This window comes from Pseudomonas sp. MM213, assembly GCF_020423045.1.
GTDB lineage: Bacteria > Pseudomonadota > Gammaproteobacteria > Pseudomonadales > Pseudomonadaceae > Aquipseudomonas > Aquipseudomonas migulae.
In genome coordinates, this window is record NZ_CP081943.1 from 6,322,278 (window position 1) to 6,347,310 (window position 25,033).

General features: G+C 59.4%; 15 protein-coding genes and 1 pseudogene. 5 read left to right on the forward strand and 11 right to left on the reverse strand.

Going from position 1 to position 25,033, the window contains the following annotated elements; translation table 11 throughout:
- Nucleotides 1–71: 71 nt before the first annotated feature.
- The 6 genes and pseudogenes from K5R88_RS28805 to speB form a co-directional block, all read right to left on the reverse strand.
- Nucleotides 72–161 (reverse strand): annotated as a pseudogene (locus K5R88_RS28805) (acyl carrier protein); the annotation flags it as partial.
- A gap of 34 nt (nucleotides 162–195) precedes the next feature.
- Nucleotides 196–921, reverse strand: coding sequence for an MBL fold metallo-hydrolase (locus tag K5R88_RS28810; protein ID WP_008040969.1), 726 nt, complete (start codon nucleotides 919–921; stop codon nucleotides 196–198).
- A gap of 85 nt (nucleotides 922–1,006) precedes the next feature.
- Nucleotides 1,007–2,386: a sodium:solute symporter gene (locus tag K5R88_RS28815; RefSeq protein WP_008034261.1), complete on the reverse strand. Its 1,380-nt coding sequence runs from the start codon at nucleotides 2,384–2,386 to the stop codon at nucleotides 1,007–1,009.
- A gap of 205 nt (nucleotides 2,387–2,591) precedes the next feature.
- On the reverse strand, nucleotides 2,592–4,103 hold the full coding sequence (locus K5R88_RS28820) for a purine-cytosine permease family protein (protein WP_008034259.1): 1,512 nt from the start codon (nucleotides 4,101–4,103) through the stop codon (nucleotides 2,592–2,594).
- A gap of 54 nt (nucleotides 4,104–4,157) precedes the next feature.
- A complete protein-coding gene (locus K5R88_RS28825) occupies nucleotides 4,158–4,580 on the reverse strand; it encodes a YybH family protein (protein ID WP_008040968.1) in 423 nt (140 codons plus the stop codon).
- Nucleotides 4,581–4,589: 9 nt separating this feature from the next.
- Complete coding sequence (speB, locus tag K5R88_RS28830; protein ID WP_008034256.1) at nucleotides 4,590–5,540, reverse strand: agmatinase; 951 nt, start codon at nucleotides 5,538–5,540, stop codon at nucleotides 4,590–4,592.
- Nucleotides 5,541–5,874: 334 nt separating this feature from the next.
- Between speB and K5R88_RS28835 the strand changes: the two genes are divergently transcribed.
- Nucleotides 5,875–6,768, forward strand: coding sequence for a LysR family transcriptional regulator (locus K5R88_RS28835; protein WP_008034255.1), 894 nt, complete (start codon nucleotides 5,875–5,877; stop codon nucleotides 6,766–6,768).
- A 4-nt stretch (nucleotides 6,769–6,772) separates the two neighbouring features.
- Nucleotides 6,773–7,369, forward strand: coding sequence for a tRNA-uridine aminocarboxypropyltransferase (locus K5R88_RS28840; protein ID WP_226298798.1), 597 nt, complete (start codon nucleotides 6,773–6,775; stop codon nucleotides 7,367–7,369).
- A gap of 138 nt (nucleotides 7,370–7,507) precedes the next feature.
- Here K5R88_RS28840 and K5R88_RS28845 read toward each other — a convergent pair whose 3' ends face one another.
- The 3 genes from K5R88_RS28845 to K5R88_RS28855 are packed head-to-tail and all read right to left on the reverse strand — an operon-like array spanning nucleotide 7,508 to nucleotide 12,410.
- Nucleotides 7,508–8,863 carry an HlyD family type I secretion periplasmic adaptor subunit gene (locus tag K5R88_RS28845; RefSeq protein WP_223481428.1) on the reverse strand — a complete coding sequence of 452 codons (1,356 nt, stop codon included), beginning with the start codon at nucleotides 8,861–8,863 and terminating at the stop codon, nucleotides 7,508–7,510.
- A 10-nt stretch (nucleotides 8,864–8,873) separates the two neighbouring features.
- Nucleotides 8,874–11,033 carry a type I secretion system permease/ATPase gene (locus tag K5R88_RS28850; protein ID WP_226298799.1) on the reverse strand — a complete coding sequence of 720 codons (2,160 nt, stop codon included), beginning with the start codon at nucleotides 11,031–11,033 and terminating at the stop codon, nucleotides 8,874–8,876.
- An 18-nt stretch (nucleotides 11,034–11,051) separates the two neighbouring features.
- Nucleotides 11,052–12,410, reverse strand: coding sequence for a TolC family outer membrane protein (locus K5R88_RS28855; RefSeq protein WP_226298800.1), 1,359 nt, complete (start codon nucleotides 12,408–12,410; stop codon nucleotides 11,052–11,054).
- A gap of 590 nt (nucleotides 12,411–13,000) precedes the next feature.
- Here K5R88_RS28855 and K5R88_RS28860 point away from each other — a divergent pair.
- The 3 genes from K5R88_RS28860 to K5R88_RS28870 all read left to right on the forward strand — a co-directional run bounded on the left by K5R88_RS28860 (nucleotide 13,001) and on the right by K5R88_RS28870 (nucleotide 22,919).
- Nucleotides 13,001–18,181, forward strand: a complete 5,181-nt coding sequence (locus tag K5R88_RS28860; RefSeq protein ID WP_226298801.1) for a retention module-containing protein — start codon at nucleotides 13,001–13,003, stop codon at nucleotides 18,179–18,181.
- Nucleotides 18,182–18,468: 287 nt separating this feature from the next.
- Nucleotides 18,469–20,361 (forward strand): hypothetical protein, encoded by a 1,893-nt coding sequence (locus K5R88_RS28865; protein WP_226298802.1) that lies wholly within the window; start codon nucleotides 18,469–18,471, stop codon nucleotides 20,359–20,361.
- A gap of 278 nt (nucleotides 20,362–20,639) precedes the next feature.
- Nucleotides 20,640–22,919, forward strand: a complete 2,280-nt coding sequence (locus tag K5R88_RS28870; RefSeq protein ID WP_226298803.1) for an autotransporter outer membrane beta-barrel domain-containing protein — start codon at nucleotides 20,640–20,642, stop codon at nucleotides 22,917–22,919.
- 61 nt (nucleotides 22,920–22,980) lie between these two features.
- Here K5R88_RS28870 and K5R88_RS28875 read toward each other — a convergent pair whose 3' ends face one another.
- A complete protein-coding gene (locus K5R88_RS28875; protein ID WP_226298804.1) occupies nucleotides 22,981–24,156 on the reverse strand; it encodes a hypothetical protein in 1,176 nt (391 codons plus the stop codon).
- 481 nt (nucleotides 24,157–24,637) lie between these two features.
- A complete protein-coding gene (locus tag K5R88_RS28880; protein ID WP_226298805.1) occupies nucleotides 24,638–25,024 on the reverse strand; it encodes a YbaN family protein in 387 nt (128 codons plus the stop codon).
- Between the last annotated feature and the right edge of the window lie 9 nt (nucleotides 25,025–25,033).

Here is a 25,033-nt window from a genome sequence, read left to right on the forward strand (position 1 = left end):
GCCGTGTTGTAGCAGCTGTCGACGGCTGCATTCGGCTGCGTAGCAGGTGTAAATTCAAAAATCGGGCGAAATCAGTACCGCCCGATCTCCATCAAAAACCGACTCAGATCATTCGCCGTCCTGGCGATTTTGAGCATCCGCTCTTCTTCGGCGCTAAATGCCTGTTGTTTTCCCTGGTGTCGAGTACAGCAGGCGTCAGCCATGCGAGCGCTGCCACTCATCAATCATCGTGCGCAAATGTTCCCCGGAAAAACTCCCGAAATGCCCGCCATGCACGGTGCGGATCGGCAGCTCACGCAAGCGTTGCAGACTGCGCGCGTAGTCGTCGAGGTTGGAATGGTAAGCGTCTTCGATCAGCGGCCCGTCGTAGATGATGTCGCCGCTGAACAGGGTTTCGGTCGCCGCTTCATACAGGCTGATGCCGCCCGGTGAATGTCCCGGCGTATGCAGCACCTGCAACACGCGATTGCCCAGATCCAGCACGTCACCTTCCTCGATCATTCCCGTGGCCGGCGCGGCTTTGACCCGGTACTCGGCGTAGCACAGCGGGCAATCAGGATGCGCCTCGAACATATCGTCGCCGACGAATGCCCGGCTCAAATCGTTTTCGCCGTCAGGTGCCGCCAGGATGTCGGCCTCGGCCGGATGCACCAGGCGTTCGGCAAATTCGTGATGGCCGGCGATGTGGTCGAAATGGCAATGACTGGCCACCGCCACCAATGGCCGTTCGGTGATCCACGGCAGTTGCTCGCGCAGGCTCACCAAACCGGAGCCGCTGTCCAGCAGCAGGTCCTTGTCACGGCCCTGAATGTGCCAGAGGTTGCAGCGGTAGAAGGGACGGATGTAAGGCTCGTGAATCAGACGGATGCCGTCGCTGAGTTGCTTGACCTCGAACCACTGATCGCGAGAAACAATCTTCATCAAAGGTTTTCTCCAGGCGAAAAAAAACGGGTGTGGCAACCGACGCCACACCCGTCGAAGAAAGCATCAAGTCGTTATAGAAAGCTTAGATGGCGTTCGCCACCGCAGCCGGGCGGCGAGACATCAGGCTCACCACTATGAAGCTCACCAGACCTGCGAGCAGGCTGTAGTAGATCGGGGTGTTGGCATCCAGACCGTCCTTGACCATGAACAGCAGAGCGGTTGCGAAGCCCAGGCCCATGCTGGCGATGGCGCCGGCGGTAGTGGCGCGTTTCCAGAAAATCGCACCCATCAGCGGGATCAGCATGCCGCCGACCAACAGGTTGTAGGCCAGGGTCAGGGCGCTGATCACATCGTTCACCACCAGGGCGATACCCAGCACGACAATACCGGTCAGCAGCGTCACCAGGCGGTTCAGGCTCAGGCTCGACTGTTTACCGCCACGCAGTTTAGGTAGCAGGTCTTCGCTCAGAGTAGTGGCGGCAGCCAACAGGCCTGCGCTGGCGGTGGACATCATGGCGGCCAGTGCAGCGGCGATGACCAGGCCACGGATACCGTCAGGCAGCGACAGTTTGACGATGGCGGCGAAAGCGTTGTTGACGTTGTCCAGATCCGGGATCAGTACGTGAGCGGCCATGCCGATCAGGGCGCACGCCAGACCGTAGATGATGCAGTAGAGGCCTGCGGCAGTACCGGCGTATTGCGCGACCTTGGCGGTCTTGACGGTGAACACCCGTTGCCAGATGTCCTGACCGATCAGGATGCCGAAGAAGTAGATCACGAAGTAGGTGATGATGGTGTCCCAGCCGATGGTGGTGAAGCTGAAGCTCGCCTCCGGCAGTTTGGCCACCAACTGATCCCAGCCGCCGACGCGGTACAGGCAGATCGGCAGCAGGATGAACATCAGGCCCACGGTCTTGATGACGAACTGGACGATGTCGGTCAGGGTCAGGGACCACATGCCGCCGATCGCCGAATAAATCACCACCACGCCACCGCCGACCAATACCGACAGCCAGAACGGCAGGTCGAACAGCACTTGCAGCACGGTGCCGATGGCCAGGATCGAAACCACGCCGATCATCAGTGCATACGCCAGCATGATCACCGCGCTCGCGGAGCGGGCCATCGGGTTGTAGCGTTTTTCCAGCACCTGGGTAACGGTGTAGATTTTCAGTTTCAGCAGCGGTTTGGCGAGGAACAGGTTCAGCGCCACGATCCCGCAACCGAGGGCCGCGCAGAGCCAGAAACCGGAAATGCCATGGACGTAGCCCAGGCGCACGGTGCCGACGGTAGATGCGCCGCCCAGAACGGTAGCGGCCATGGTGCCCATGTACAGGCTTGGGCCGAGGTTACGACCGGCGACCAAAAAGTCTTCGTTGGTCTTGGCCTTGCGCATGCCGTAGTAGCCGAGTATCAGCATCGCGGCGGCGTAGATGAGTACGACGAATAAATCCAATGCCATGATGGCGTGTCTCCGATTGTCTTTTTTATGGTGAGGCGAAAATCAATCCCTGTGGAAAAACCATCTCTGTAGGAGCGTGCGATGCGGCGTTCCGACTTGCCCGCGAAGGCGGTGTGTCAGTCAACATTGATGTTGAATGTGCCGCCGCCTTCGCGGGCAAGCCTCGCTCCTACAGGTCATCCCTAACCACAGGTAATGCGTTTAATCAGGCGGCTTGTCGCAACGCCGGTTTACCGAGCGAATCCGTGCTCTTGCTGCGTGGATCATTCGGGCCGAACACCGCAGCCGACTCCGGGAACAGGCTCAGCAGCGCCAGGTACACCAGCGAGGCCAGGCCGAGGGTTACCGGCAGGCTGATGTCGATGCCATCCGCCAGGTTCCCCAGTACACCCACGAATTGCCCCGGCAGGTTCACAAAGCACAAACCGACCAATGCACTCGGGATCCAGGCACCCAGCCCACGCCAGTTCCAGCCGTGGGTGAACCAGTAACGACCGCCTTTCTCGCCGCGGGTGAACACTTGGAGGTCATCCGGGCAATAGAAGCCGCGGCGTACCAGCAGGCCGATGATCATGATCACCATCCACGGAGTGGTGCAGGTGATGATCAGCACGGCGAAGGTCGACACGCTCTGCACCAGGTTCGCCGCAAAGCGTCCGATGAAGATAAAGGCAATCGACATCACACCGATCAACAGGGTGGCCTTGACCCGCGACAGCACACGCGGGAACACGCTGGACATGTCCAGCCCGGTGCCATACAGCGAGGTGGTGCCGGTGGACATGCCGCCGATCACCGCAATCAGGCACACCGGCAGGAAGAACCAGCTCGGCGAGACGGCCAGCAGGCCGCCGACGTAGTTGTTGGCGGCGATGTAGTCCGGCGCCTTGATCGCTACGATAGTGGCGGTGGCGAGGCCGAACAGGAACGGGATGAACGTTGCGATCTGCGAGATCACCACCGCGGCCATGATCCGGCGCTTGGAGGTTTCACGCGGGATGTAACGCGACCAGTCGCCGAGGAACGCGCCGAAGGAAATCGGGTTGCTCATCGCCACCAGCGCAGCGCCGATGAAGGCAGCCCAGAAACCCGGTTGGCCCATGCTCACGGTGCCGGCGTAGTTCACATCGAAAGGACCGGCAAAAGCGAAGATGCCCAGCAGGAACAGCAGGCTGGCGCTCCACACCGCGATCTTGTTGACCCACAGCAGGAAACGGAAGCCGTAGATGCAAACTGTCAGCACCAGGATCGCGAACAGACCGTAGGCCAGGCCCAGGGTCAGGTCGGTTTCCGGCAGGCCGATCAGGCGTTTTGCGCCACCGATCAGCGCATCACCCGAACTCCACACCGAGAGCGAGAAGAAGGCGATGGCGGTCAACAGCGACAGGAACGAACCGACGATCCGCCCGTGCACGCCGAAGTGCGCACCGGAAGACACGGCGTTGTTGGTGCCATTGATCGGGCCGAACAGGCCCATCGGCGCGAGGATCAGCGAGCCCAGCAACACGCCCAGCACAATCGCCCAGACACCCGCCTGGAATGACAGGCCGAACAGCACCGGGAAACTGCCGAGCACGGCGGTGGCAAAGGTATTGGAACCGCCGAAGATCATCCGGAACAAATCCGTCGGGCCTGCGGTGCGTTCGTTGTCCGGGATCTGTTCGACCCCGTAGGTTTCAATGTGCGTAAGGCTTTGGTCGTTGTTGTTGTTATTCATGATCTGCTCCGATCATAAAGGCGCGCTCATCGTGTGTGAGCGTCACCTGTTTGGCTAAGGGGTTGGCAGCCCTTCCGGCATTGCGGACAAATGTTCGTGGCAGGCCAGCCATAGGCCTTGTTGTTCTTGGCCAGACGCTTGTTTCTTGAAAACAATCGTCTCGCGCTCCTGGCTGAAGTGTTGCTCCCCTTGCATGCGCAGCTCGGTGGCCACGTCATGGATGAAAATCGCGACGTCACCCTGCAGGCTGACGAAAGCGTTGCTCGAGGTGCACGACAGCACCTCGAAGCCATCCTCGGCACGCCAGGTGTCCCACAACGCCTGATAGGCATCGCGCGACAGCAGAGGCTGCTCGAGGGTGTAGAAGACGAAGCTGGCATCGGCGCTGAAGGCGCCGAAGTAGGCTTCGCGATCGTTACGGGCAAAGGCTGCCACCAGATCGGCGGCAGCGTGCAGAACCTGATCACGTTCGTTCATGACCAATCCTCAGCGGTGGGCCACGCCAGGCAGTACGCAGAGCATTTCGTACAGCAGGTTGGCGCCCAGCAGCGAGGTGTTGCCGGTGGTGTCATAAGCGGGCGAGACTTCTACCAGGTCGCAACCGACCAGGTCGAGACCTTGGCAGCCACGAACGATCTCGATTGCCTGAATGGTGGTCAGGCCGCCGATTTCCGGAGTGCCGGTGCCAGGTGCCCAGGCCGGGTCGATACCGTCGATATCGAAGCTCAGGTACACCGGACCGCCGCCGACTTTCTCGCGAACTTCGGCCATCAGGGGGGCCAGGGATTTGTGCCAGCATTCTTCGGCCTGAACCACACGGAAGCCCTGATTGCGGCTCCAGTTGAAGTCATCGGCGGTGTAGCCCTGAGCGCGCAGGCCAATTTGCACTACACGGTCGCAATCCAGAAGACCTTCTTCGACGGCGCGACGGAAGGTGGTGCCGTGGGCGATTTTCTCGCCGAACATGTGATCGTTCACATCGGCGTGAGCGTCGATGTGCACCAGGCCGACCTTGCCGTGCTTTTTGTGGATGGCACGCAGGATCGGCAGGGTGATGGTGTGGTCGCCGCCGAGGGTCAGGGGGATCACATCGTGTTCAAGGATGTTGTCGTAGGACTCTTCGATGATCCGCACGGCGTCGAGCAGGTTGAAGGTGTTGATCGCGATGTCGCCGATGTCGGCAACCGACAGCGAGTCGAACGGTGCCGCGCCGGTGGCCATGTTGTACGGGCGGATCATGACCGATTCAGCGCGGATTTCACGCGGCCCGAAACGGGTGCCAGGGCGCAGGGAAGTACCGATGTCCAGTGGGATGCCGATAAAGGCAGCGTCCAGGCCGGCAGCGGTAGGTACATGGGGGAGTCGGAGCATGGTGGCGATGCCGCCGAAGCGCGGCATTTCGTTGCCGCCCAGTGGTTGGTGAAGAATCTTGTCCACGGGTAAGGCCTCATCGTCGTTGTTTTATTTATGTCGGTTGCACCGCACCGGGGAGGCTCGGGCACCGTTAGGGGCCGATTCTGCGAAATGTAGTGGCCGGGAAGAATCGCTACGGACAAATACTTAGTTCAGATTTTTCTAAACTAATGGCGGGAGGGGGGATAGACTTCTCGTCTGCCCGGAGGTCCTCTTCGCGGGCAAGCCTCGCTCCTACAGGATTTGTGTGTGTCTCGAAATCGGCGCCGACCTGTAGGAGCCGGCTTGCTGGCGATTCGGTTGCGCAGCAACCGCCGTCAAACAACGCGGACTCACCGATACACGCTACGGAGCCCCCATGGCCAACGCTTTACCCGACCTGAAACTATTACGCATCTTCGTCAGCGTGGTCCGCCATCAGGGGTTTGCCAACGCCCAGCAAGAGCTCAACCTCTCGACCTCGGCGATCAGCACCTACATGAGCCAGCTCGAAGCGGCCCTCGGCCTGGTGCTGTGCCATCGCGGGCGCGGCGGTTTCAGCCTGACCAGCAAAGGCGAGCTGTTCCATCAGGAAACCCTGCGCCTGCTCGGCGAACTCGAAGGCTTCGAGCAATACGCGGCGGCGCTGAAGGGCGAATTGCGCGGTACGCTGAACCTCGGCGTCATCGACTCCACCGTCAGCGACAAGGCCTTGCCGTTCGCCGAAGCCATCGGCGCCTACAGCCAGGAACACCCGGCCGTGCATTTGCACCTGTCGGTGATGAGCCCGTACGAGCTGCAACTCGGCGTACAGGACAACCGCCTCGACCTGGCCATCGGTGCGTTTTCCACGCGCATGAGCGGGCTGGTCTACATGCCGTTGTACCGCGAGCAACACTGGCTGTATTGCAGCAGCCGTCATCCGCTGTTCACCGAGCGGCGCATTCCCGAACAGGTCATCACCCAGCAGCGCATGGTCGGTCGCGGCTATTGGAGCCAGGCCGAACTGGCGCGCCACGGCTTCAAGCACAGTGCCGCGACCGTGGAAAGTATGGAGGCGCAGTTGATTCTGGTGCTGTCCGGCGCCTACATCGGTTACCTGCCGGAGCATTACGCCCAGGCCTGGGCCGACAAGGGTGATTTACGCGTGTTGCTGCCGGCGACCTTCGGTTACCAGGCACCGTTCTCGATGATCATGCGCCGGGGCCGCAGCCGCGAACCGTTGATCCAGACCTTCCGCGACCTGCTCAAGGCGCAGCTCAATCAGGCTTGAAACCATGTCCAGAATCCAATGCCCGCGCTGCCTGCGCCCGCAAACCCACTGCCTGTGCCCATTGATCCCGAGCCTCGACAGCCGCACTCGGGTGTTGCTGTTGCAGCATCCGAGCGAAGTGAACCATGCGCTGAACACCGCAAGGCTGGCGGCGTTGGGGTTGAAGAATGCCGAGTTGATTGTGGGTGAGGTGTTCGAGGATTTGCCGGCGCTGTTGAATCAGCCGGGCTATCAGGCGCGATTATTGTTTCCGGCCGATGATGCGCAACCGATGCAGGCGTATGCCGCAAACGATGAGCCACTCTTGTTGGTCGTCCCGGATGGCACCTGGCGCAAGGCGCGCAAAATGCTGCACCTCAATCCGCTGCTGGCGGCATTGCCCCGAGTGACATTGGCGGATGGCGGTGTGTCGCGTTATCGGTTGCGCAAGGCGCCGGCGCCGGGGGCGTTGTCGACGGTGGAGGCGATTGTGCAGGCGTTGCAGACGCTGGAAGCGCCTGTCAGTTTCGAGCCGTTGTTGAAACCGTTCGAGGCGTTGATCGAGGGGCAGATTGCGGCGATGGGGGAGGCCGTTTTCCAGCGCAACCACGGTCCGAAATAATCGGTGTCAGTGAGGGCCTCTTCGCGGGCAAGCCTCGCTCCTACAGGTATGCGTAATGTCGAAATCAACGCATAACCTGTAGGAGCGAGGCTTGCCCGCGAAGAGGCCGGGTCAATCACCAAATTTTTCGGAAAGTGATTACCGCTCCCGCATCGCCTCCGTCCGCGCTTTCAACACCGGTTTCAGCAGATAATCCAGCACACTTTTCTCCCCGGTAATGATATCCACCGTCGCCACCATCCCCGGAATGATCAGCAGTGGTTTCACATCCCCGCCCAAGTGGTTTTTATCGGTCCGCACCTGAATCAGATAGAAGCTGTTGCCCTTGTCGTCAGTAATCGTGTCCGCACCAATCAGTTCAAGCCTGGCACTCAACCCACCATAAATCGTGTAGTCGTACGCACTGAACTTGACCATCGCTTTCTGCCCCGGATGCAGGAACGCCACGTCTTGCGGGCGCACCTTGGCTTCGATCAGCAGGTTGTCTTCGATGGGCACGATTTCCACCATATCGCTGCCCGGCTGGACCACGCCGCCGATGGTGTTGACCTTCAGCACTTTGATAATCCCGTGCACCGGCGATACCACCGTGGTGCGGCTGACGCGGTCGTCGATGGCGATGCTCGACGCGGTGATTTTCGACAGCTCGGTGCGTTTCTCATTCAGCTCTTTCGCCGCGTCCGAACGGAAGGTTTGTTCCGACTCGTCGATCTTGCTTTTGATCTCGTTGATCGCCGACTCGGCGCGAGGAATCGCCAGCGTCGTGGCATTCAGTGAACCGCGGATCTCCACTGCGCTGCGTTTGAGCCGCAGGATTTCCACCGGCGACACCGCCCCGGTGCCCACCAGTGGCGCAGACATGTTCATTTCCTGTTGCAGCAACGCCAGGCTTGAACTGTATTGACCCTGTTTGGAGCGGAACTCCGCCAGTTCCTGGGTTTTCTGCCGCAGTTGCTCGGTCAGCGTGCGTTGCTCGCTGGCCAACCGGCGTTGCCGTTGTTCGTACAGCGAGCGCTCGTCCTCGGCCACTTGCGGGGCTTTGGCGATCACCTCCGGCGACAAACTGAACGGCCGTCCCTCGGCCTCGGCAGACAGGCGTTCGACCTGCGCGGTCAAGGCATAACGATCCGCTTCACTCTCGCCCTTGTTCGACAGAAACCGCGTGTCATCCAGGCGCAGCAGCGTGTCGCCCTTGTTCACCATTTGTCCTTCGCGCACGAAAATCTCGGTGACGATGCCGCCCTCCAGGTTCTGGATCACTTGAACCTTGCTCGACGGAATCGCCTTGCCTTCGCCCATGGTGACTTCCTGCAACACGGCGTATTTGGCCCAGACCACGGCGCTGATGATCAACGCAGCGGCGAGCCACACGGTGATCCGCGACCAGCGCGGTGAATCCTGCAACGAAGCGCCGGCCGTTTCCGGCATGAACTCGCTTTCGGCGCTTTTGCTGAAGCTGTCGAAGTAGCCGCGTGAGCTTTGTGACGATGACATGAGCGGACTCCTAGACGGCCGCAGAGCCGACACGGCCCTTGCGCAGTGCATCGATGACCGCTTCTTTCGGACCGTCGGCGACGATCCGCCCGTTGTCGAGCACCACCAGCCGATCCACCAGGCTCAGCATCGAGGTGCGGTGGGTCACCAGCAGCAAGGTTTTGCCCTGGACCCAACCGTGAAGTTTTTGCCGCAGGACATCTTCGCTGCTGTTGTCCATGGCGCTGGTGGGTTCGTCGAGCAGCATGATTGGCGGGTCGAGCAACAAGGCGCGGGCCAGCAATACGGCTTGGCGTTGCCCCCCCGACAACAACTGCCCGCGTTCGCCGACGGGGCGGTCAAACCCTTGTGGGTGTTGGCGCGCGAGCTCGGTGACGCCGGTCAGTTCGGCCACCTCCAGCATCCTCGCATCGCTGATGTAGCGTGCGCCGAGTGTCAGGTTGTCGCGCAGGCTGCCGGCCAGCAACGGCAGGTCATGGGCGACGTAACCGATCTGCTGGCGCAGGTCGGCGACGTCCAGTTGCCGCAGGTCCAGGCCATCGAGCAGCAACTGGCCTTCTTCCGGTTCGTAGAACCCCATGACCAGTCGCCCCAGGGTGCTTTTGCCCGAACCGCTGCGACCGATGATGCCGACCCGCTCACCAGGTTTGAGGCTGAAACTGATGTTGGCCAGCGCTGGTGCATTCTGGCCGTTGTAGCGAAAGGTCACGCCGCTGACGTCGAGGGCGCCTTGCAGTTGCGTGCGCTCCAATGGCCGCTGTTTCGCATCGCGCTCCTGCGGCAGGCCCATCAGCGCATCGGTACTTTTCATGGTCAGTTGCGCTTGCTGATAGCGCGTGATCAGCCCGGCGATCTGCCCCAGCGGTGCGAGTACGCGGCTGCCAAGCATGTAGGTCGCCACCAGCGCGCCGACGCTGAGGTTGCCGGCGATGATGCTGTAGACCCCGGCGACGATGGTCGCCATGCCGGAGAACTGCTGGATGAACAGCGTGCCGTTGGTGGCCAGCGCCGAGAGGTTGCGCGCGTGGCTGTCGAGGCGGGTGAGGGCGCCGTGGGTGCTTTCCCATTTGTGCTGGCGCTCGCTTTCGGCGCTGCAGGCCTTGAGGGTTTCCAGGCCGCCGAGGGTTTCGATCAGCAGCGCCTGGCGTTCGGCGCCGAGGGTCAGGCTTTTTTGCACGGTGTCGCGCAGCCGTACCTGAATCACCATCGCGAACAGGATCGTGATCGGAAACGCCAGCAACGGAATGACTACCAGCCAGCCACCGAGCAGGCCGATCACCACCAGCATCAGTGCGGCGAAGGGCAGGTCGATCAGGCTGGTCAGGGTGACGGCGGTGAGGAATTCGCGCAGGCCCTGGAAGTCATGGATGCTCTGGGCAAAACCGCCGATGGTCGCTGGCCGCGCTTTCATCGACATGCCGGTGATGCGTTCGAACAAGGTCGCGGACAGGATCACGTCGGTCTTCTTGCCGGCGGTGTCCAGCAAGTGCGCGCGGACCACCCGCAATGCCAGCTCGAAACCGGTGCCGATCAGCAAGCCGATGGAAAGCACCCACAGGGTCGAAGTGGCCTGGTTCGGCACCACTCGGTCGTAGGTCTGCATCACGAACAACGGCACCATCAGCCCCAGCAGGTTGATCAGGAAACTCGCCAGGATCGCATCGCTGTACAGCCACTTCGACAGCTTCAAGGTGTCGCGAAACCACGCCTCCACACGCGGCACCAGAGGCGAGCGCAGGTCTTCGAGTTCATGCCGTGGCCGGGCGAACAAGGCCTGGCCGCTGTAGCTTTCGGCCAGCTCTTCACGGCTGACCCATTGCTCGCCGCCGTCGGCTTCGCTTGGCAGAATCAGCAGGCGACCATCATCGCCAAAGCGACGCAGCACGGCGGTGCGACCGTTGTCGAGGATCAGCAGCACGGGCAGGTTGAGCGCAGAAATGTCGTCCAGTTCACGGCGCAACAAACGCGCCTGCAAACTGGCCCGGGCCGCTGCGCGCGGCAGCAGGTCCAGGCTCAGGCGTTGGTGTGCCATTGGCAGCCCGGCACTCAGGCTGGCGCGACTGACCGTCGCGCCATGAAGTTTGCAGAGAATCAACAGACCGTCCAGAAGCGGGTCATCGAAGCTCAGCCGCGGATCGACACCAGTGTTGCCGGATTCCATGCTGGTCACATTGCTCGCTCCAGTACGCTACTTCAGTTCAGGCAAACGGGCTTCGTTTTTCACTTCGGTCCGGGCAATCGCATCGGCGGGCAGCACCACGCGTTGTTTGCTCAGCAACTGGCCCATGTTTGCCAGCACGCGGTACATCGAGAATTCCTCGGTGTAGCGCACTTCGGTATAGCGACGGTTGGCGTTGTAGAGTTCGTTTTCACTGTCGAGCACGTCAAGCAGGGTCCGTTGGCCGAGGCCGAACTGGTCTTGATACGCCGCCCGTACGCGGGTAGTGGTTTCGGCGTATTCGCGGGCCGTCGGGGTTTGTTTTTTCGCGTTGACCATGGCGTTCCAGGCCAGGTGAATGTTCTCGTTGAGCTGGCGCAGGGCGTTGTTGCGGATGTCCATGGCCTGGTTGATCTTGTGCGCGTCGGAGGCCAGTCGTGCCTTGTCGCTGCCACCGCGGAACAGGTTGTAGTTCATCACGACGCCGACGCGCCATTCGTTGTCGTGACCTTCTTCACCGGCGATGTTGTTATTCGCCCCCACCGCGGCTTCAGCGTCGAAGCGTGGGTAGAGCGGCGACTTGGCGACTTCGTACTGGCTCTCGGCCGATTGCACATCTGCCTGGGCCGATTTCAGGTACGGGTTGTTGTCGACCATGCTCTGTTGGGCATCCCGGATCGTGGCCGGCAATTCGCCGCGAATCGATGGCAGCGTTTCCAGTTCATCGGGCATGCGCCCCGTGACGGCGTAGAAATTCGCTTCGGCATCGGCCAGATCGACTTCCGCGGTGTCGAGGTTGTTTTCCGCGAGGGCCCGACGCGCCACGGACTGGTCGGCGTCAGCGGTGCTGCCGATCCCGCGCTGGGTGCGCAGGCCGATCTGGTCGTTGACCCGCAGGTGGGCTTGCAGGTTGTTCTTGGCCAGCGTCACCAGTTCGCGGCGCTTGAGCACTTCGAGGTAGACCTCGATGGTGCGCAGGGCCAGATCCTGTGCGGTGCCCTGCGCGTAATAGGCCCGGGAGTTGACCACGCCTTTGGTGCGCTCGACTTCGTTGGCCGTGTTGAAGCCATCGAACAGCATCTGCCGCAGACGCAGTTCCGATTGGGTGTAGTTCAGGATTTCCGTGTGGTGATTGCCGAAGGCCCGGGTGTTGGTGTTATCGCTGTACCCGCGCCCGTACGAGGCGTTCAGATCCACGGAAGGATAAAAGCCCCCCTTGGCGACTTTCACGTCTTCATCGGCCGACAGACGGCTGTCCACCCGCGACGCCAGTTCCGGGTGGGTCGCAATGGTGCTCTGGATCGCCTCGGTCAGTGACATGGCGTGAGCCTGAGAAGTACAGGCCATCGCCAATAGAATCGCACTGCAGATGGGGTTCAATCGGCGCATGGGTACATCTCCCTGAGTCCTAATGGTGCTTATTAGTCGCCAATTATTTGACGACATTTATAGGTGCAACCGTTTCATGCTCTTTACAACAGAGCTAAGAACATTCTGGGAGGAATCTAAGAAGGATTTCTCATAAGGGTTATGCCAAAAAAAACTTATGCGCTCTGCAAAATCCAGCACATTGTTCACGTCGAAAGCCCTTGATTTATGAGCGTTAGGGCGCTCGAAAGGGCAAAAGGAAAGTTCCACCCACATATCGACTAGGGCGTAGAAGTGCTGGAGGGGAGGGACGCGAAACGGTTTTCTTGGTGACGGTTTTTTGTCACTTGGTTGGTTCAGAACCGTTACGCATCGCTCACTGGACGAGGTGTTACCGAACAGGATCCCGATGCCTTTGATTGCAGAGGGTTTTATTCCGTAGCGGACACGTCGCCCGTGAGCGACACGCTTGGCGAGATAGTCGCCAGGGCAGTGGCTTGGTGTTGACGAGCTGCTCCCCGGAAGAGGCTCGCCGGCCACCGCTTGACCCATGAGCACGCTCTTCGCAAACAACAGGATGCCGGCGGCAGTCGGCAGCGGAGGAAGTGCACATGGCTACGCTCATCGGTATCGTCAGTAAGGTCATTGGTCAGGTGTTCGCCCAGGGGAGCGACGGTACCCGGCGTGTGCTGATCGAGGGGGACCGGCTGTTTGCCGGCGATCAACTGATCACCGGGGCCGAAGGCGCGGTGGCGGTGCACCTGCAAAATGGCCAGGAACTGACGCTCGGGCGTGGCAGCAGTCTGCAAATGAACCCTCAGTTGCTGGTGGATCACGCCTCCCATGTGAATACACCTGAAGCGACCACGCCGACTCAGGCTCAACTGTCAGATGTCGAGCGAGTACAAAAAGCCATCGCGGCGGGCGACGACCCGACCCAAACCGCTGAAGCGACCGCGGCGGGGCCGGGCACACCGGGTGCGCCCGGCGGTGCATTGGGCGGCGGTCATAGTTTTGTGCTGCTGGAGGAAGTGGCCGGGCGGGTCGATCCGACTGTCGGTTTTCCCACGGCGGGCTTCAATGGTATTCCCGAATTTCCCCGGGAGCGTCTGGCCGGTGATCCGGACAATGGCGGCAATGCGACCGCTGCACCGATTGTGGCGGATACCCCGGATCGTCCGGACATTCCGGATACTCCAGACAATCCAGACAATCCCGTCACCCTGGATGGCCTCGACGTAGAGGGCGGCGAGCTGACCGTCTACGAGAAAAACCTCACCTACGGCACCGACCCGGACGCACCGGCCCTGACCCAATCCGGCACCTTCACCGTCACCGCGCTGGACGGTCTGCAAACCCTGACCGTGGGCGGCATTGCCGTGGTTACGGCGGGCGTGGCGGCAGGTTTCCCGCAATCGAGCGAGACCGACACCGGTGCGATCTTCACCATCACCGGTTACAACCCGGCCACCGGTGTGGTGAGTTACAGCTACACGTTGCGTTACGACAGCGACCACCCGAATCCCGGTGGTGCCGACAGCATCTCCGAGAACTTCGATGTGACGGCCAAGGATGTCAACGGCAGCACCGCGACCGGACAGATCAACGTCAACATCGTCGATGACACACCGAACGCCAACCCGGACGCGACCTCGGTGGTGGAGGGCGGCACCGTCAGCGGCAACGTGCTGTGGAATGACGTCGCCGGCGCCGACGGACCCTTGCTCGGCGGTGGCGTGGTCGGCGTGCGCGCCGGCTCGGATACTTCGACCCCGGTCAACGGCGGCCTCAACACTCACATCAACGGCACCTACGGTTACCTGACCCTGGACGCCCAAGGCAACGCCGAATATCACAGCTACCCGAACGGGGTGAACGGCCCCGGTGCGACCGACGTGTTCACCTACACCTTGCGTGATAACGACGGTGACGAAAGCACCACGACCATCACCATCGACGTCAGCAACGGCTGCATCAGCCCGGTCACCCTCAACGGCCTTGACGCGTATGGCGGTGAACTGACCGTCTACGAGAAAAACCTCACCTACGGCACCGACCCGGACGCACCAGCGCTGACCCAGACCGGCACCTTCAACGTCAACGCGCCGGATGGCCTGCTGACCCTCACCGTCGGCGGCATCGCCGTGGTCACGGCGGGTGTGGCGGCAGGTTTCCCGCAATCGAGCGAGACCGACACCGGCGCGATTTTCACCATCACCGGTTACAACCCGGCGACCGGTGTGGTGAGCTACAGCTACACGTTGCGTTACGACAGCGACCACCCGAATCCCGGTGGTGCCGACAGCATTTCCGAACACTTCGACGTGGTGGCCAAGGATGTCGACGGCAGCACCGCGACCGGGCAGATCAACGTCAACATCGTCGATGACACGCCGAACGCCAACCCCGACGCAACGTCGGTGGTGGAGGGCGGCACCGTCAGCGGCAACGTGCTGTGGAATGACGTCGCCGGCGCCGATGGCCCCTTGCTCGGCGGTGGCGTGGTCGGCGTGCGCGCCGGCTCGGATACTTCGACCCCGGTGAATGGCGGGCTCAACACCCACATCAACGGCACCTACGGTTACCTGACCCTGGACGCCCAGGGCAACGCCGAATACCACAGCTACCCGAACGGGGTGAACGGCCCCGGTGCGACCGACGTGTTCACCTACACCTTGCGTGATAACGACGGTGACGAAAGCACCACGACGATCACCATCGACGTCAGCAACGGCTGCATCAGCCCGGTCACCCTCAACGGCCTCGACGCGTATGGCGGTGAACTGACCGTTTACGAAAAAAACCTCACCTACGGCACCGACCCGGATGCTCCGGCCCTGACCCAGACCGGCACCTTCAACGTCAACGCGCCGGATGGCTTGCTGACCCTCACCGTGGGCGGCATCGCCGTGGTCACTGCCGGCGTGGCGGCAGGTTTCCCGCAATCGAGCGAGACCGACACCGGTGCGATCTTCACCATCACCGGTTACAACCCGGCCACCGGTGTGGTGAGTTACAGCTACACGTTGCGTTACGACAGCGACCACCCGAATCCCGGTGGTGCCGACAGCATCTCCGAGAACTTCGATGTGACGGCCAAGGATGTGAATGGCAGCACCGCGACCGGACAGATCAACGTCAACATCGTCGATGACACGCCGAACGCCAACCCCGACGCAACGTCGGTGGTGGAGGGCGGCACCGTCAGCGGCAACGTGCTGTGGAATGACGTCGCCGGCGCCGATGGCCCCTTGCTCGGCGGTGGCGTGGTCGGCGTGCGCGCCGGCTCGGATACTTCGACCCCGGTGAATGGCGGGCTCAACACCCACATCAACGGCACCTACGGTTACCTGACCCTGGACGCCCAGGGCAACGCCGAATACCACAGCTACCCGAACGGGGTGAACGGCCCCGGTGCGACCGACGTGTTCACCTACACCTTGCGTGATAACGACGGTGACGAAAGCACCACGACGATCACCATCGACGTCAGCAACGGCTGCATCAGCCCGGTCACCCTCAACGGCCTCGACGCGTATGGCGGTGAACTGACCGTTTACGAAAAAAACCTCACCTACGGCACCGACCCGGATGCTCCGGCCCTGACCCAGACCGGCACCTTCAACGTCAACGCGCCGGATGGCTTGCTGACCCTCACCGTGGGCGGCATCGCCGTGGTCACTGCCGGCGTGGCGGCAGGTTTCCCGCAATCGAGCGAGACCGACACCGGTGCGATCTTCACCATCACCGGTTACAACCCGGCGACCGGCGTGGTGAGCTACAGCTACACGTTGCGTTACGACAGCGACCACCCGAATCCCGGTGGTGCCGACAGCATCTCCGAGAACTTCGATGTGACGGCCAAGGATGTCAACGGCAGCACCGCGACCGGACAGATCAACGTCAACATCGTCGATGACACACCGAACGCCAACCCGGACGCGACCTCGGTGGTGGAGGGCGGCACCGTCAGCGGCAACGTGCTGTGGAATGACGTCGCCGGCGCCGACGGACCCTTGCTCGGCGGTGGCGTGGTCGGCGTGCGCGCCGGCTCGGATACTTCGACCCCGGTCAACGGCGGCCTCAACACTCACATCAACGGCACCTACGGTTACCTGACCCTGGACGCCCAGGGCAACGTCGAATACCACAGCACCCCGAATGCCGTGAACGGCCCCGGCGCGACCGACGTGTTCACCTACACCCTGCGTGATGACGACGGTGACGAAAGCACCACGACCATCACCATCGACGTCAGCAACGGCTGCATCAACGCGGTCAGCGACAATGGCGTCACCATCATCACCAACGTCCTGTCGGGCAACGTCACTGTGCCGGGCGACGTGCTGCTGGCCAACGACATCGATGCCAACGCCAACCCGCTGACCGTATCGCCAACCACCTTCAACACTGGCTGGATTGTCAAAGGTGCGGACTTTACCGGCAGCAACCCGAGCTACAGCTTCACCGGCAACAACGCTCAATCGGTGACCATCGCGCGCAGCGCATTCGTCGCCAACACCGCAGCCATGACCGCGGTGCTGGTGGTCAGCGGAGCGTTGGGCGAAGCCAAAAACAACAACGGCAACGGCAACGGCAACGGCAACGGCAACGGCAACGGTAACAGCAACAGCAACAGCAATGACGAGGACCACATCACCGTCACCCTCAAACAGGGTGAAACCCTGAACCTCGATCACAACCTGGCGGGCGGTCACGTCAGCATGGAGTACTCGGTCAACGGCGGCTCGTTCATCGGCATCGGCGATGGCCAGACCATCACCGCCGCAGTAGACGGCACCTACCAGATCCACATCATCAACATCGATGACGGCGGGCATGGCAACGGCAAGGGCGCGGAAAATTATCAACTGACCCTGACCGTCGACTACTCCGGCGCCCACAACACCACCCCGGACTATCACGGCGCCTACGCCGTCGACGACAGCACAGCGGTGACCATCAGCTATCAGGACGGACACACCCTAACCGGCACAACGGGTGACGACATGCTGGTGGCGGGCACCGGCAACAACGTGATCAACGCCGGCGACGGCAACGATGTGCTCACCGCCGGTGCGGGCAACAACGAGCTGCACGGTGGCGCCGGCAATGACTTGCTCTACAGCGGCGCGGGCAACGACCTGCTCGACGGCGGCGCCGGTATCGACACCGCGAGCTACGCCCACGCCACCGCCGGGGTCAAAGTGGATCTGAGCCTGCTCGGCGCGCAAAACACCGTGGGTGCCGGCACCGATACCCTGACCGCCATCGAAAACCTCACCGGTTCCAGCTTCGATGACAAACTGACCGGCGACAGCCACAACAACATCATCACCGGCGGCCTCGGCAACGACGTGCTCAACGGTGGCGGCGGCGATGACGTGCTCATCGGCGGCCTCGGCAACAACACCCTCACCGGTGGTGCCGGTGCCGACTCCTTCCTGTGGCTCAAAGGCAACAGCGGCCACGACGTGGTTACCGACTTCACGCCAGGCACCGACAAACTCGACCTGTCGCAACTGCTGCAAGGGGAGAACGGCACGGCGGCGTCGCTGGATGACTACCTGCACTTCAAAGTCACCGGCAGCGGCGATTCACTGGTCACCAGCATCGACGTCAGCGGCATGGCGGGTGCTGCGCCGAACCAGACGATCGACCTGGCCGGTGTCGACCTGGCCAGCCATTACGGTGTGACACCGGGCGCGGGAGGGGTGATTGCCGGGGCGGATACGGCGACCATCATCAACGGCATGTTGAATGACCACTCGTTGAAGGTGGATACCGTGTGACCTGAAACCTTAAACAACAAAACCCGCCATCCCTGTGTAAGGGATGGCGGGTTTTTTGTTGTGTGCAGTTTGGGGAAGTGTCCGACCGGCGGTAGCAAAACCTGTGATTTCTGACAGTAGCCAGCGCTAGCGGCCTGTCTTTAAATCCAACCATGAGGTTGCAGGTTTTTAGTTGTAGCGAATGTTTGCAAAGCAGGTTGTTTATCGGCGCCTTGCAGTCGTTGGTCAGGCGCTGGGTCGTTATACCTAAGGGCAGGTAAAGCCCAGGCACTGAAAGGAACGATAATATGTCGAACTACATCAAGCTGACTCGACTGACGAAGGAACAGGAAAACGCACTGGCTTATCGAAAGTTGCGATTTTCAGCAGACCCAGTACCGGCTGCTCCGCCAAGACTACACTCGGATAACCCCTTCATGAACCATGAAGTCGATGACGATGTGAACCAGCTTCATTTCCAGTTTCAGGGTTTGCCACTTAAGGTCCAGATCGACCAGTTTGAACAGTCGCAGCAAACTACTCCTTCCATCGACGGGATCATTCAGTTTTTATGGAACGGGACTCCGCTGAATGAGCCAAGATATCGTTATAAAACCCCCGTTAACCCTGCTGATTTCCCTTTTAATTTGACGCTGCCTGCTGGATTGACAGATAAAGCCGGTAAGCACGAGTTAAGTTATCGTATAAATCATGGGGGGAATACCGGGGCTAAAGTCACTCCATTGACTGTCAATGTCGACAGGGAAGCACCTCCGCCCATTAAGCCGACGGCCCCGGTTACTGAAATTACCAAGGAGTACCTAGATCTTCACGGATATATAGAAGTGACAGCGCCGCTGACCCAAGCCAACAAAATTGGTGATGTCATCCGCTGTTGGTTTGGTTCACGCATAAACGATACCGTATTGGTCGGGACAGAGACTCTCAAAAACCCGATTACTGCGCCGGTGTTCCGTTTAACCAAAGAGATGGTAGGCACGGAGGAAATCCCTAAAGCGCTTTGGACTGATCATACTGACCGTAAAGGCAATCGAACGGCGCAATCGGATCGTCTGCATCTTGACTTGGTTCTGACTGATCCTCCGGTGTTGGTACCACCCTCTGTTCCACTGTACGAGGACGACGGGGTCATCAGCTTGATTGACGCGCAGACCGTTACCGGCGTGGGAGTTTGCATCAAAGAACAGTATGTGGGTTTTGTGTCCGGTCGTGACTATATGCAAATTATCTGGGATAGCAAGGTACAACAGGAAAAGTTGATCACTGGTTTTCCAGTCTTTACTGACGTGCATTTTAGAGACGTCTACAACGGTGTTGCCTTTAAGGATGACGTCCCGGTAGGACTGCGGGTTCGGCGTGGTAACAAACACCACCCTGCTGCAGGCCCCATCGTTACATTTGTCAAAAAAGATTTGAGAAGGCCCGGCACCATAGACCCCGAAAGACCAGGGCCGCCGGACGAAAGTTTGCCTTTGGTGACGGCTAAAGGCGCCGTTACACCTGAGAACAATGTGATACGCAAAGTTGACTCAACGGGGCCTGTGACAGTCACTGTACCTTTGTACGATGGGTCTAAAGCAGGCGAAGAAGTGCAGCTTTACTGGAACGGCGTAGAAGTTCCGGTATCTGCCACGCCGAATGAAGGTGGGCGTTATGTCGTTCTCGGCACCGAACCCACCGGCTTTGAAATTACTTTTACGGTCCCGTGGACGTTGGTTGATGCATCAGGCAATGATATCGATACGCTGGTTCACTACATCGCCTTTGATGCAGTTGCGGATGGCTATGCTGTTTCTCTGCCGACAGAAGTTGACGTTCAAATTCATGATGTTGATGTGTCTGATCCGGTATTCCAGCATCTTGATGAGGACTTTGGTTATCTTAACTGTAATTCCGTTCGCAGAGTTTCGGGTGGCGGATTGGCAATTATTGTCTTGATTCCGCCGGATGCTCAGCTGGCGGATAAAGATATCGAGCTTGTTTATCAGGCGTATTCAGATGCCGCTGGTATTACTCCAATCGTTGGTGTAACCGACAAGGTTAATTACAAAATCAGTGAGCGGGAGTCCATCGATGGCGCCTATATCAATTTCCCATTCGCTGTCTTCGATCAGACTGGCAGTGCCTACGGTGCTGTTGAATACACTGTGACGCTAGGGGGGTTCAACAACATCCGGTAGGCATTTGGTTCAGGTGCATATGAGGGAGGGTGAAGGCGGGTCATGTGTTGTCCCTCCGTTGGAGTAACTGAAGTGGAGGCGCTTTATGCGCCTCCTTTTTTTACGGCGTGTTTTTAGTTTTATTTTATTGAGCTCTCTGGTTTGACGCGGGGTGATTTCCTCATGCTCAGAGAGATTAATCCTACATTTTTCTGTAAGACGAGCCGGTATCGTGCGCACCTCTCGACGTCACCCGCAATTCGATGAGGTTGACGAACTGACGAACAGGACGCACGAACATGACTTTTAAAAATATCAGGCCGCGTACAGCCGCAGGCACAGGCTCATTCAAGAAACTGGCAATGCTGCCAGCATTTTTTTTCGTAAATTCGTCGCTATTTGCTGCTGATATTATCGATAACGGCACCATTAAGGATATCGATACGGCAACCCCCGTTACTGATTATCTGGTCCGCAATAACAGCACTTTGAATGTGGCAGGTAGTACCACCAAGAGTATCTTTGTCGAAACCGGATCTACGCTAAACATCAACGGCGGGACCATTAATGCCGACACTGGTATTGAAGGTATATCGATTACCAACAGTACTGCCACCATTAACTCGACCAAGGTTTTCAGCGATACAGTCGGCCTGGTGGTCAATCGGGTCAACAACTCGTTACAAGGCTCGGTTGTCTCTGCCACAAACAGTGAGTTCCATGGCGGTGAACTCGGCGCCAGGGTGACTGGCTTCAGCACCCTTACCCTGTTCAATACGAGCTTGACGGGAACCGACGTCGGCAGCGTTGGCTTGAACGTGCGCGGTGGTGAAGTGCTCGCATCGGCCGGTTCTCGTATTAGCGGTGACAGGGCTGGCGTGATAATGGACAGGGACCCTGCCGGCGTCGGCGCTAATACATTGGTGCTGGATAACTCGACAGCTGAAGGGCGCAATGGAGCGGCCATTGTTGTGGAGCAGGGCATCAACGCCACCATCGAGGTGTTGAACAACTCCACGCTGATTGGCGGAAACGGCAATGTACTTGAAGTAGAAGGCGCCTCGACGGCGAACATGCGAGTTGCGAACAGCGCCTTGCAAGGCAATGTGCAAGTGACTGGCAATAGCACCGCCAATCTCACCTTCAATAGCGCTTCGATGGTAGGCGATATCCTGCGCGAGAACGGCTCGACGGCCAATGTCACCTTGAACAATCGCTCATCGTTCACCGGACGCCTGAACAACAGCAACCTCAGCCTTAACAGCGGTTCGAGGCTGACCATGGTTGGCGATGACCGCATCGGCACCCTGACGCTGAACAACAGCACGGTTTATTTCGGTGCGCCTGGCGTGCCACGCGCGAATCGTCAACTTGAGGTGAGTACGCTCAATGGCAGCGGCATCATTGCCATGCAGGGCAACTTCCAGACCGGTGAAAGTGACTTGCTGAAAGCCGGCACGGCCACTGGCAGCTATGAATTGGCCGTCAACGCTTCGGGCAAGGACGCGACGGCTCCTCAACAATTGACGCTGGTGCAGATCGGCAACAACCAGGCAGATTTCAAGCTGTTGGGTGGCCGGGTCGATGTGGGGACATGGCAATACGATTTAGCCGAAAGAACCAATGCCTCCGGCGAAGCGGAGTATTACCTGAACCCTACCACCCGGCTCAGTGCCGGTGCTCAATCGGTAGTGGCATTGTTTCAAACAGCCCTTACCGTGTCCTATGGCGAGTTGAAGTCGCTGGAAAACCGCATGGGCGAGTTGCAGGCGGACGACAAGCGCCATGGCTTGTGGGTACGAGCTTATGGCAACAAGTGGAACGTTGACGACGGTTCGACGGGTGTGGGTTATCGTCAAGAACAGCAGGGCTTCACCCTGGGCGCCGATACCCGACTGGGTGACAGTCCGTGGACTGTCGGCATGCTGGCGGGTTACAGCAAGTCCGATCTGAATCTCAGCGGCGGCACCTCGGCCACGGTTGACAGCTACTACTTCGGTCCTTATTTCGGCTGGCGGAATCAGGACAATGGCTACTTCGTTGATGGCGCCCTGAAGTTCAACCATTTCCGTAACGAGTCCAAAGTCGGTATGAGCGATGGCAAACGTGCCGAAGGCGATTACAACAACTCGGCTGTGAGTGCGATGGTAGAAGGGGGTCGCCAAATTGATCTGGGGGATGGCTGGTTTGCCAAACCTTCTGTTCAGGTATCCGCTGCAATCATCCAGGGAGAAAGCTATTACTTGGACAATGGCATGAGCGCTGAAGGTGACGACACGCATTCATTGCGCACAAAGCTCGGCGTAATGGCGGGTCGAAGCATCAACCTGGGCGACACTCAGGTGCGTCCATACGGGCGAGTGGCGGTGGTCCATGAGTTTGCATCGAACGATAACAACGTGCGGGTCAATGGAAACTCGATCAATAACAACCTGTCGGGCAGCGGTTTCGAAGTCGGTGCCGGGGTGATGGTTTCAGTGTCCGAGAGGCTGCACCTTGGTGTCGGTGTCGATTATGCCAAGGGTAAAAATATCGAACAGCCCGTGGCTGCCACCTTCAGTGCGAACTATCAGTTTTAAATGTGTGAGACAAAAAAAACCGCTAAAAGCGGTTTTTTTTGCACTGCCACAATGGACTTTGTTAACTGTCGGTAGAGCCGTTCGCCGAAACCCGCGTGAACCTTACTTTATTCGATTCGGCGTTATGATCTTCGGAAGCAACGGCACTGACCTCATAGGCTCTGCCTACTGCCAATCCGGTGAGGAGTGTCGCCCAATTACCATCCTCGTTGGCCGACTCTGATTTCGGGTCGACGGTCCCGTTGACCTTGAGGTTGACCGACGCTAGCGGTTCGGTTTTGCCGCCGACTCTTACATAACTGGAGGTGGTGTTACCGTTATCGATAATTTCCTCTTTGGCATCATGCACTTGGGTTTCGCGTGGTGCGATGGATTTTCTGACCTCAAACGAGTACGGGCCAGACTCACCGCCATCGGGGTATTTTGCCTTGGCAACAAGGCGATAATTATCGAGTGGCAGCGGGCCGATGGGGACTTCGTAGCCATCAGCTCCGATTTGCCCCTCACCTAAAGAGTCGTCGCCGTTGAATATCTCGACGTACTCGCCTGCTTCGCCTTCGCCTTTGGCAATCAGGTTGCTCTCATAGGTGAAACCACCGTCATCGACGGTTGTTCCATGGGTGTCAGTCACGGTGTCCAGCGTTACAAGATCCGCCCCTTTAACGGTAAAGGTTCTGGGCGTAGGGGTTACTTCCCCGTCACCGTACAGTTTTTTGGCTTTCAGGCTGTGCTCGCCAGGGGCCAGGCTGATTTTGATTTCCCACTCTCCGTTACCCTTGGCGGTCGCCGGCGGAAATCCTTCTGGGTCGTCGTGGTCGAGGAGTTGAACATCCTTGCCTGGCCTGCACTTGCCCGTGACGGTGAGGTTTTGGTCGGAGGTAGTGTCGCCTTCGTTGACAGGATTGCCGTCCGAGTCTTCGACAGCATCGAGAGACAGGCCGATGTCCGCTGCAACGTTGAAGTTTCGTGGTTCGGATGATTTACCTTCGCCGTAGAGTGCCTTGACGGTGATGGTGTAGGAGGTGCCTGACAGCAGATTCTTGAGTTCAAGTGTGTAAACGCCATTTTGGTTAACCGGCGCCTCTTCAAGTGGTGTGCTGCCATTGAACGCCTGAACCTTCTGGCTCGGGAGGGCTTTACCTGTGACGCTCACCGATGAGGAGTAGGTCGTTTCGCCTTCATCAATCGTTCCCTCGTCATCTTCTATGTACTCGATGATGGGGGCGTCGGCGACCACGGTGAAGACTCGAGGGGGGTAGAAGTGTTGTTAGGGGGGGCTTCATTCCTGGCTATCAGGCTGTAACGTTTGACCTGCGTGACCCCGAATAAATCGGTCTTCCATACGCCTTGCGCATTGCTTCGCGCGTATGCCAATGGAGTAAAGCCGTCCCGTACTGCAATCTGCGTGTCCGGGTCAGCGGTTCCACTGACCGTGAAGAAGGTGTCGGAGGTCTCGCGGTTTTGACCTACAAGGACCCCTTCGGAGTCCCAGACGGCTGTGATACTCAATATCAAATCTGTTTCCTCGGGCGCAGTGCCCGACGGGACGTTCGGTTGTCTGGCTGTCATGGTGATGGACTCCGGTCCTGGTGTGAGTGCCGGATTGATTTAATGCGTGAAGCATCAGCATTGACTACTGTCAGAAATAACAGTTGTGGGAGGGTTTCCGATAAGCGGTTGGAGTGACAGCCAGCATCACATCGCAATGGCCCGGATTTTCAGAGAGTTTTTTGCCGAAGAATATATACCGTCACCAGCACCGCACTGGTCAGCATGAACCCGCGCGCCCACGGCAGGGGCACCAGGTAGCAGGACAACAGAATGCTTACCCACATCAGGCCGATGGCGTAGACCTTGCCCTTGAGCGGGATGCCGTTGCCGTCGAGGTAGTCGCGAATCCACGGACCCAGCCGTGGATGCTCCACCAGCCAGTTGTAAAAACGCGGCGAACTGCGGGCGAAGCAGGCGGCCGCCAGCAGCAGGAAAGGCGTGGTGGGCAATACCGGGAGGAAAATCCCGATCACCCCCAGCGCTACGCTCAGCCAGCCGATGGCCAGCAGCCCGTAACGCAACATCAGGGAGCGGTTGCCTATGGGGTTGTCCATAGGCAAAAC

Bases quoted from the DNA above. Each gene is read 5' to 3' on its own strand.
- K5R88_RS28810 (WP_008040969.1), bottom strand. From the start codon at position 921: ATGAAGATTGTTTCTCGCGATCAGTGGTTCGAGGTCAAGCAACTCAGC.
- K5R88_RS28815 (WP_008034261.1), bottom strand. From the start codon at position 2,386: ATGGCATTGGATTTATTCGTCGTACTCATCTACGCCGCCGCGATGCTG.
- K5R88_RS28820 (WP_008034259.1), bottom strand. From the start codon at position 4,103: ATGAATAACAACAACAACGACCAAAGCCTTACGCACATTGAAACCTAC.
- K5R88_RS28825 (WP_008040968.1), bottom strand. From the start codon at position 4,580: ATGAACGAACGTGATCAGGTTCTGCACGCTGCCGCCGATCTGGTGGCA.
- K5R88_RS28835 (WP_008034255.1), top strand. From the start codon at position 5,875: ATGGCCAACGCTTTACCCGACCTGAAACTATTACGCATCTTCGTCAGC.
- K5R88_RS28840 (WP_226298798.1), top strand. From the start codon at position 6,773: ATGTCCAGAATCCAATGCCCGCGCTGCCTGCGCCCGCAAACCCACTGC.
- K5R88_RS28845 (WP_223481428.1), bottom strand. From the start codon at position 8,863: ATGTCATCGTCACAAAGCTCACGCGGCTACTTCGACAGCTTCAGCAAA.
- K5R88_RS28855 (WP_226298800.1), bottom strand. From the start codon at position 12,410: ATGCGCCGATTGAACCCCATCTGCAGTGCGATTCTATTGGCGATGGCC.
- K5R88_RS28860 (WP_226298801.1), top strand. From the start codon at position 13,001: ATGGCTACGCTCATCGGTATCGTCAGTAAGGTCATTGGTCAGGTGTTC.
- K5R88_RS28865 (WP_226298802.1), top strand. From the start codon at position 18,469: ATGTCGAACTACATCAAGCTGACTCGACTGACGAAGGAACAGGAAAAC.
- K5R88_RS28870 (WP_226298803.1), top strand. From the start codon at position 20,640: ATGACTTTTAAAAATATCAGGCCGCGTACAGCCGCAGGCACAGGCTCA.
- K5R88_RS28880 (WP_226298805.1), bottom strand. From the start codon at position 25,024: ATGGACAACCCCATAGGCAACCGCTCCCTGATGTTGCGTTACGGGCTG.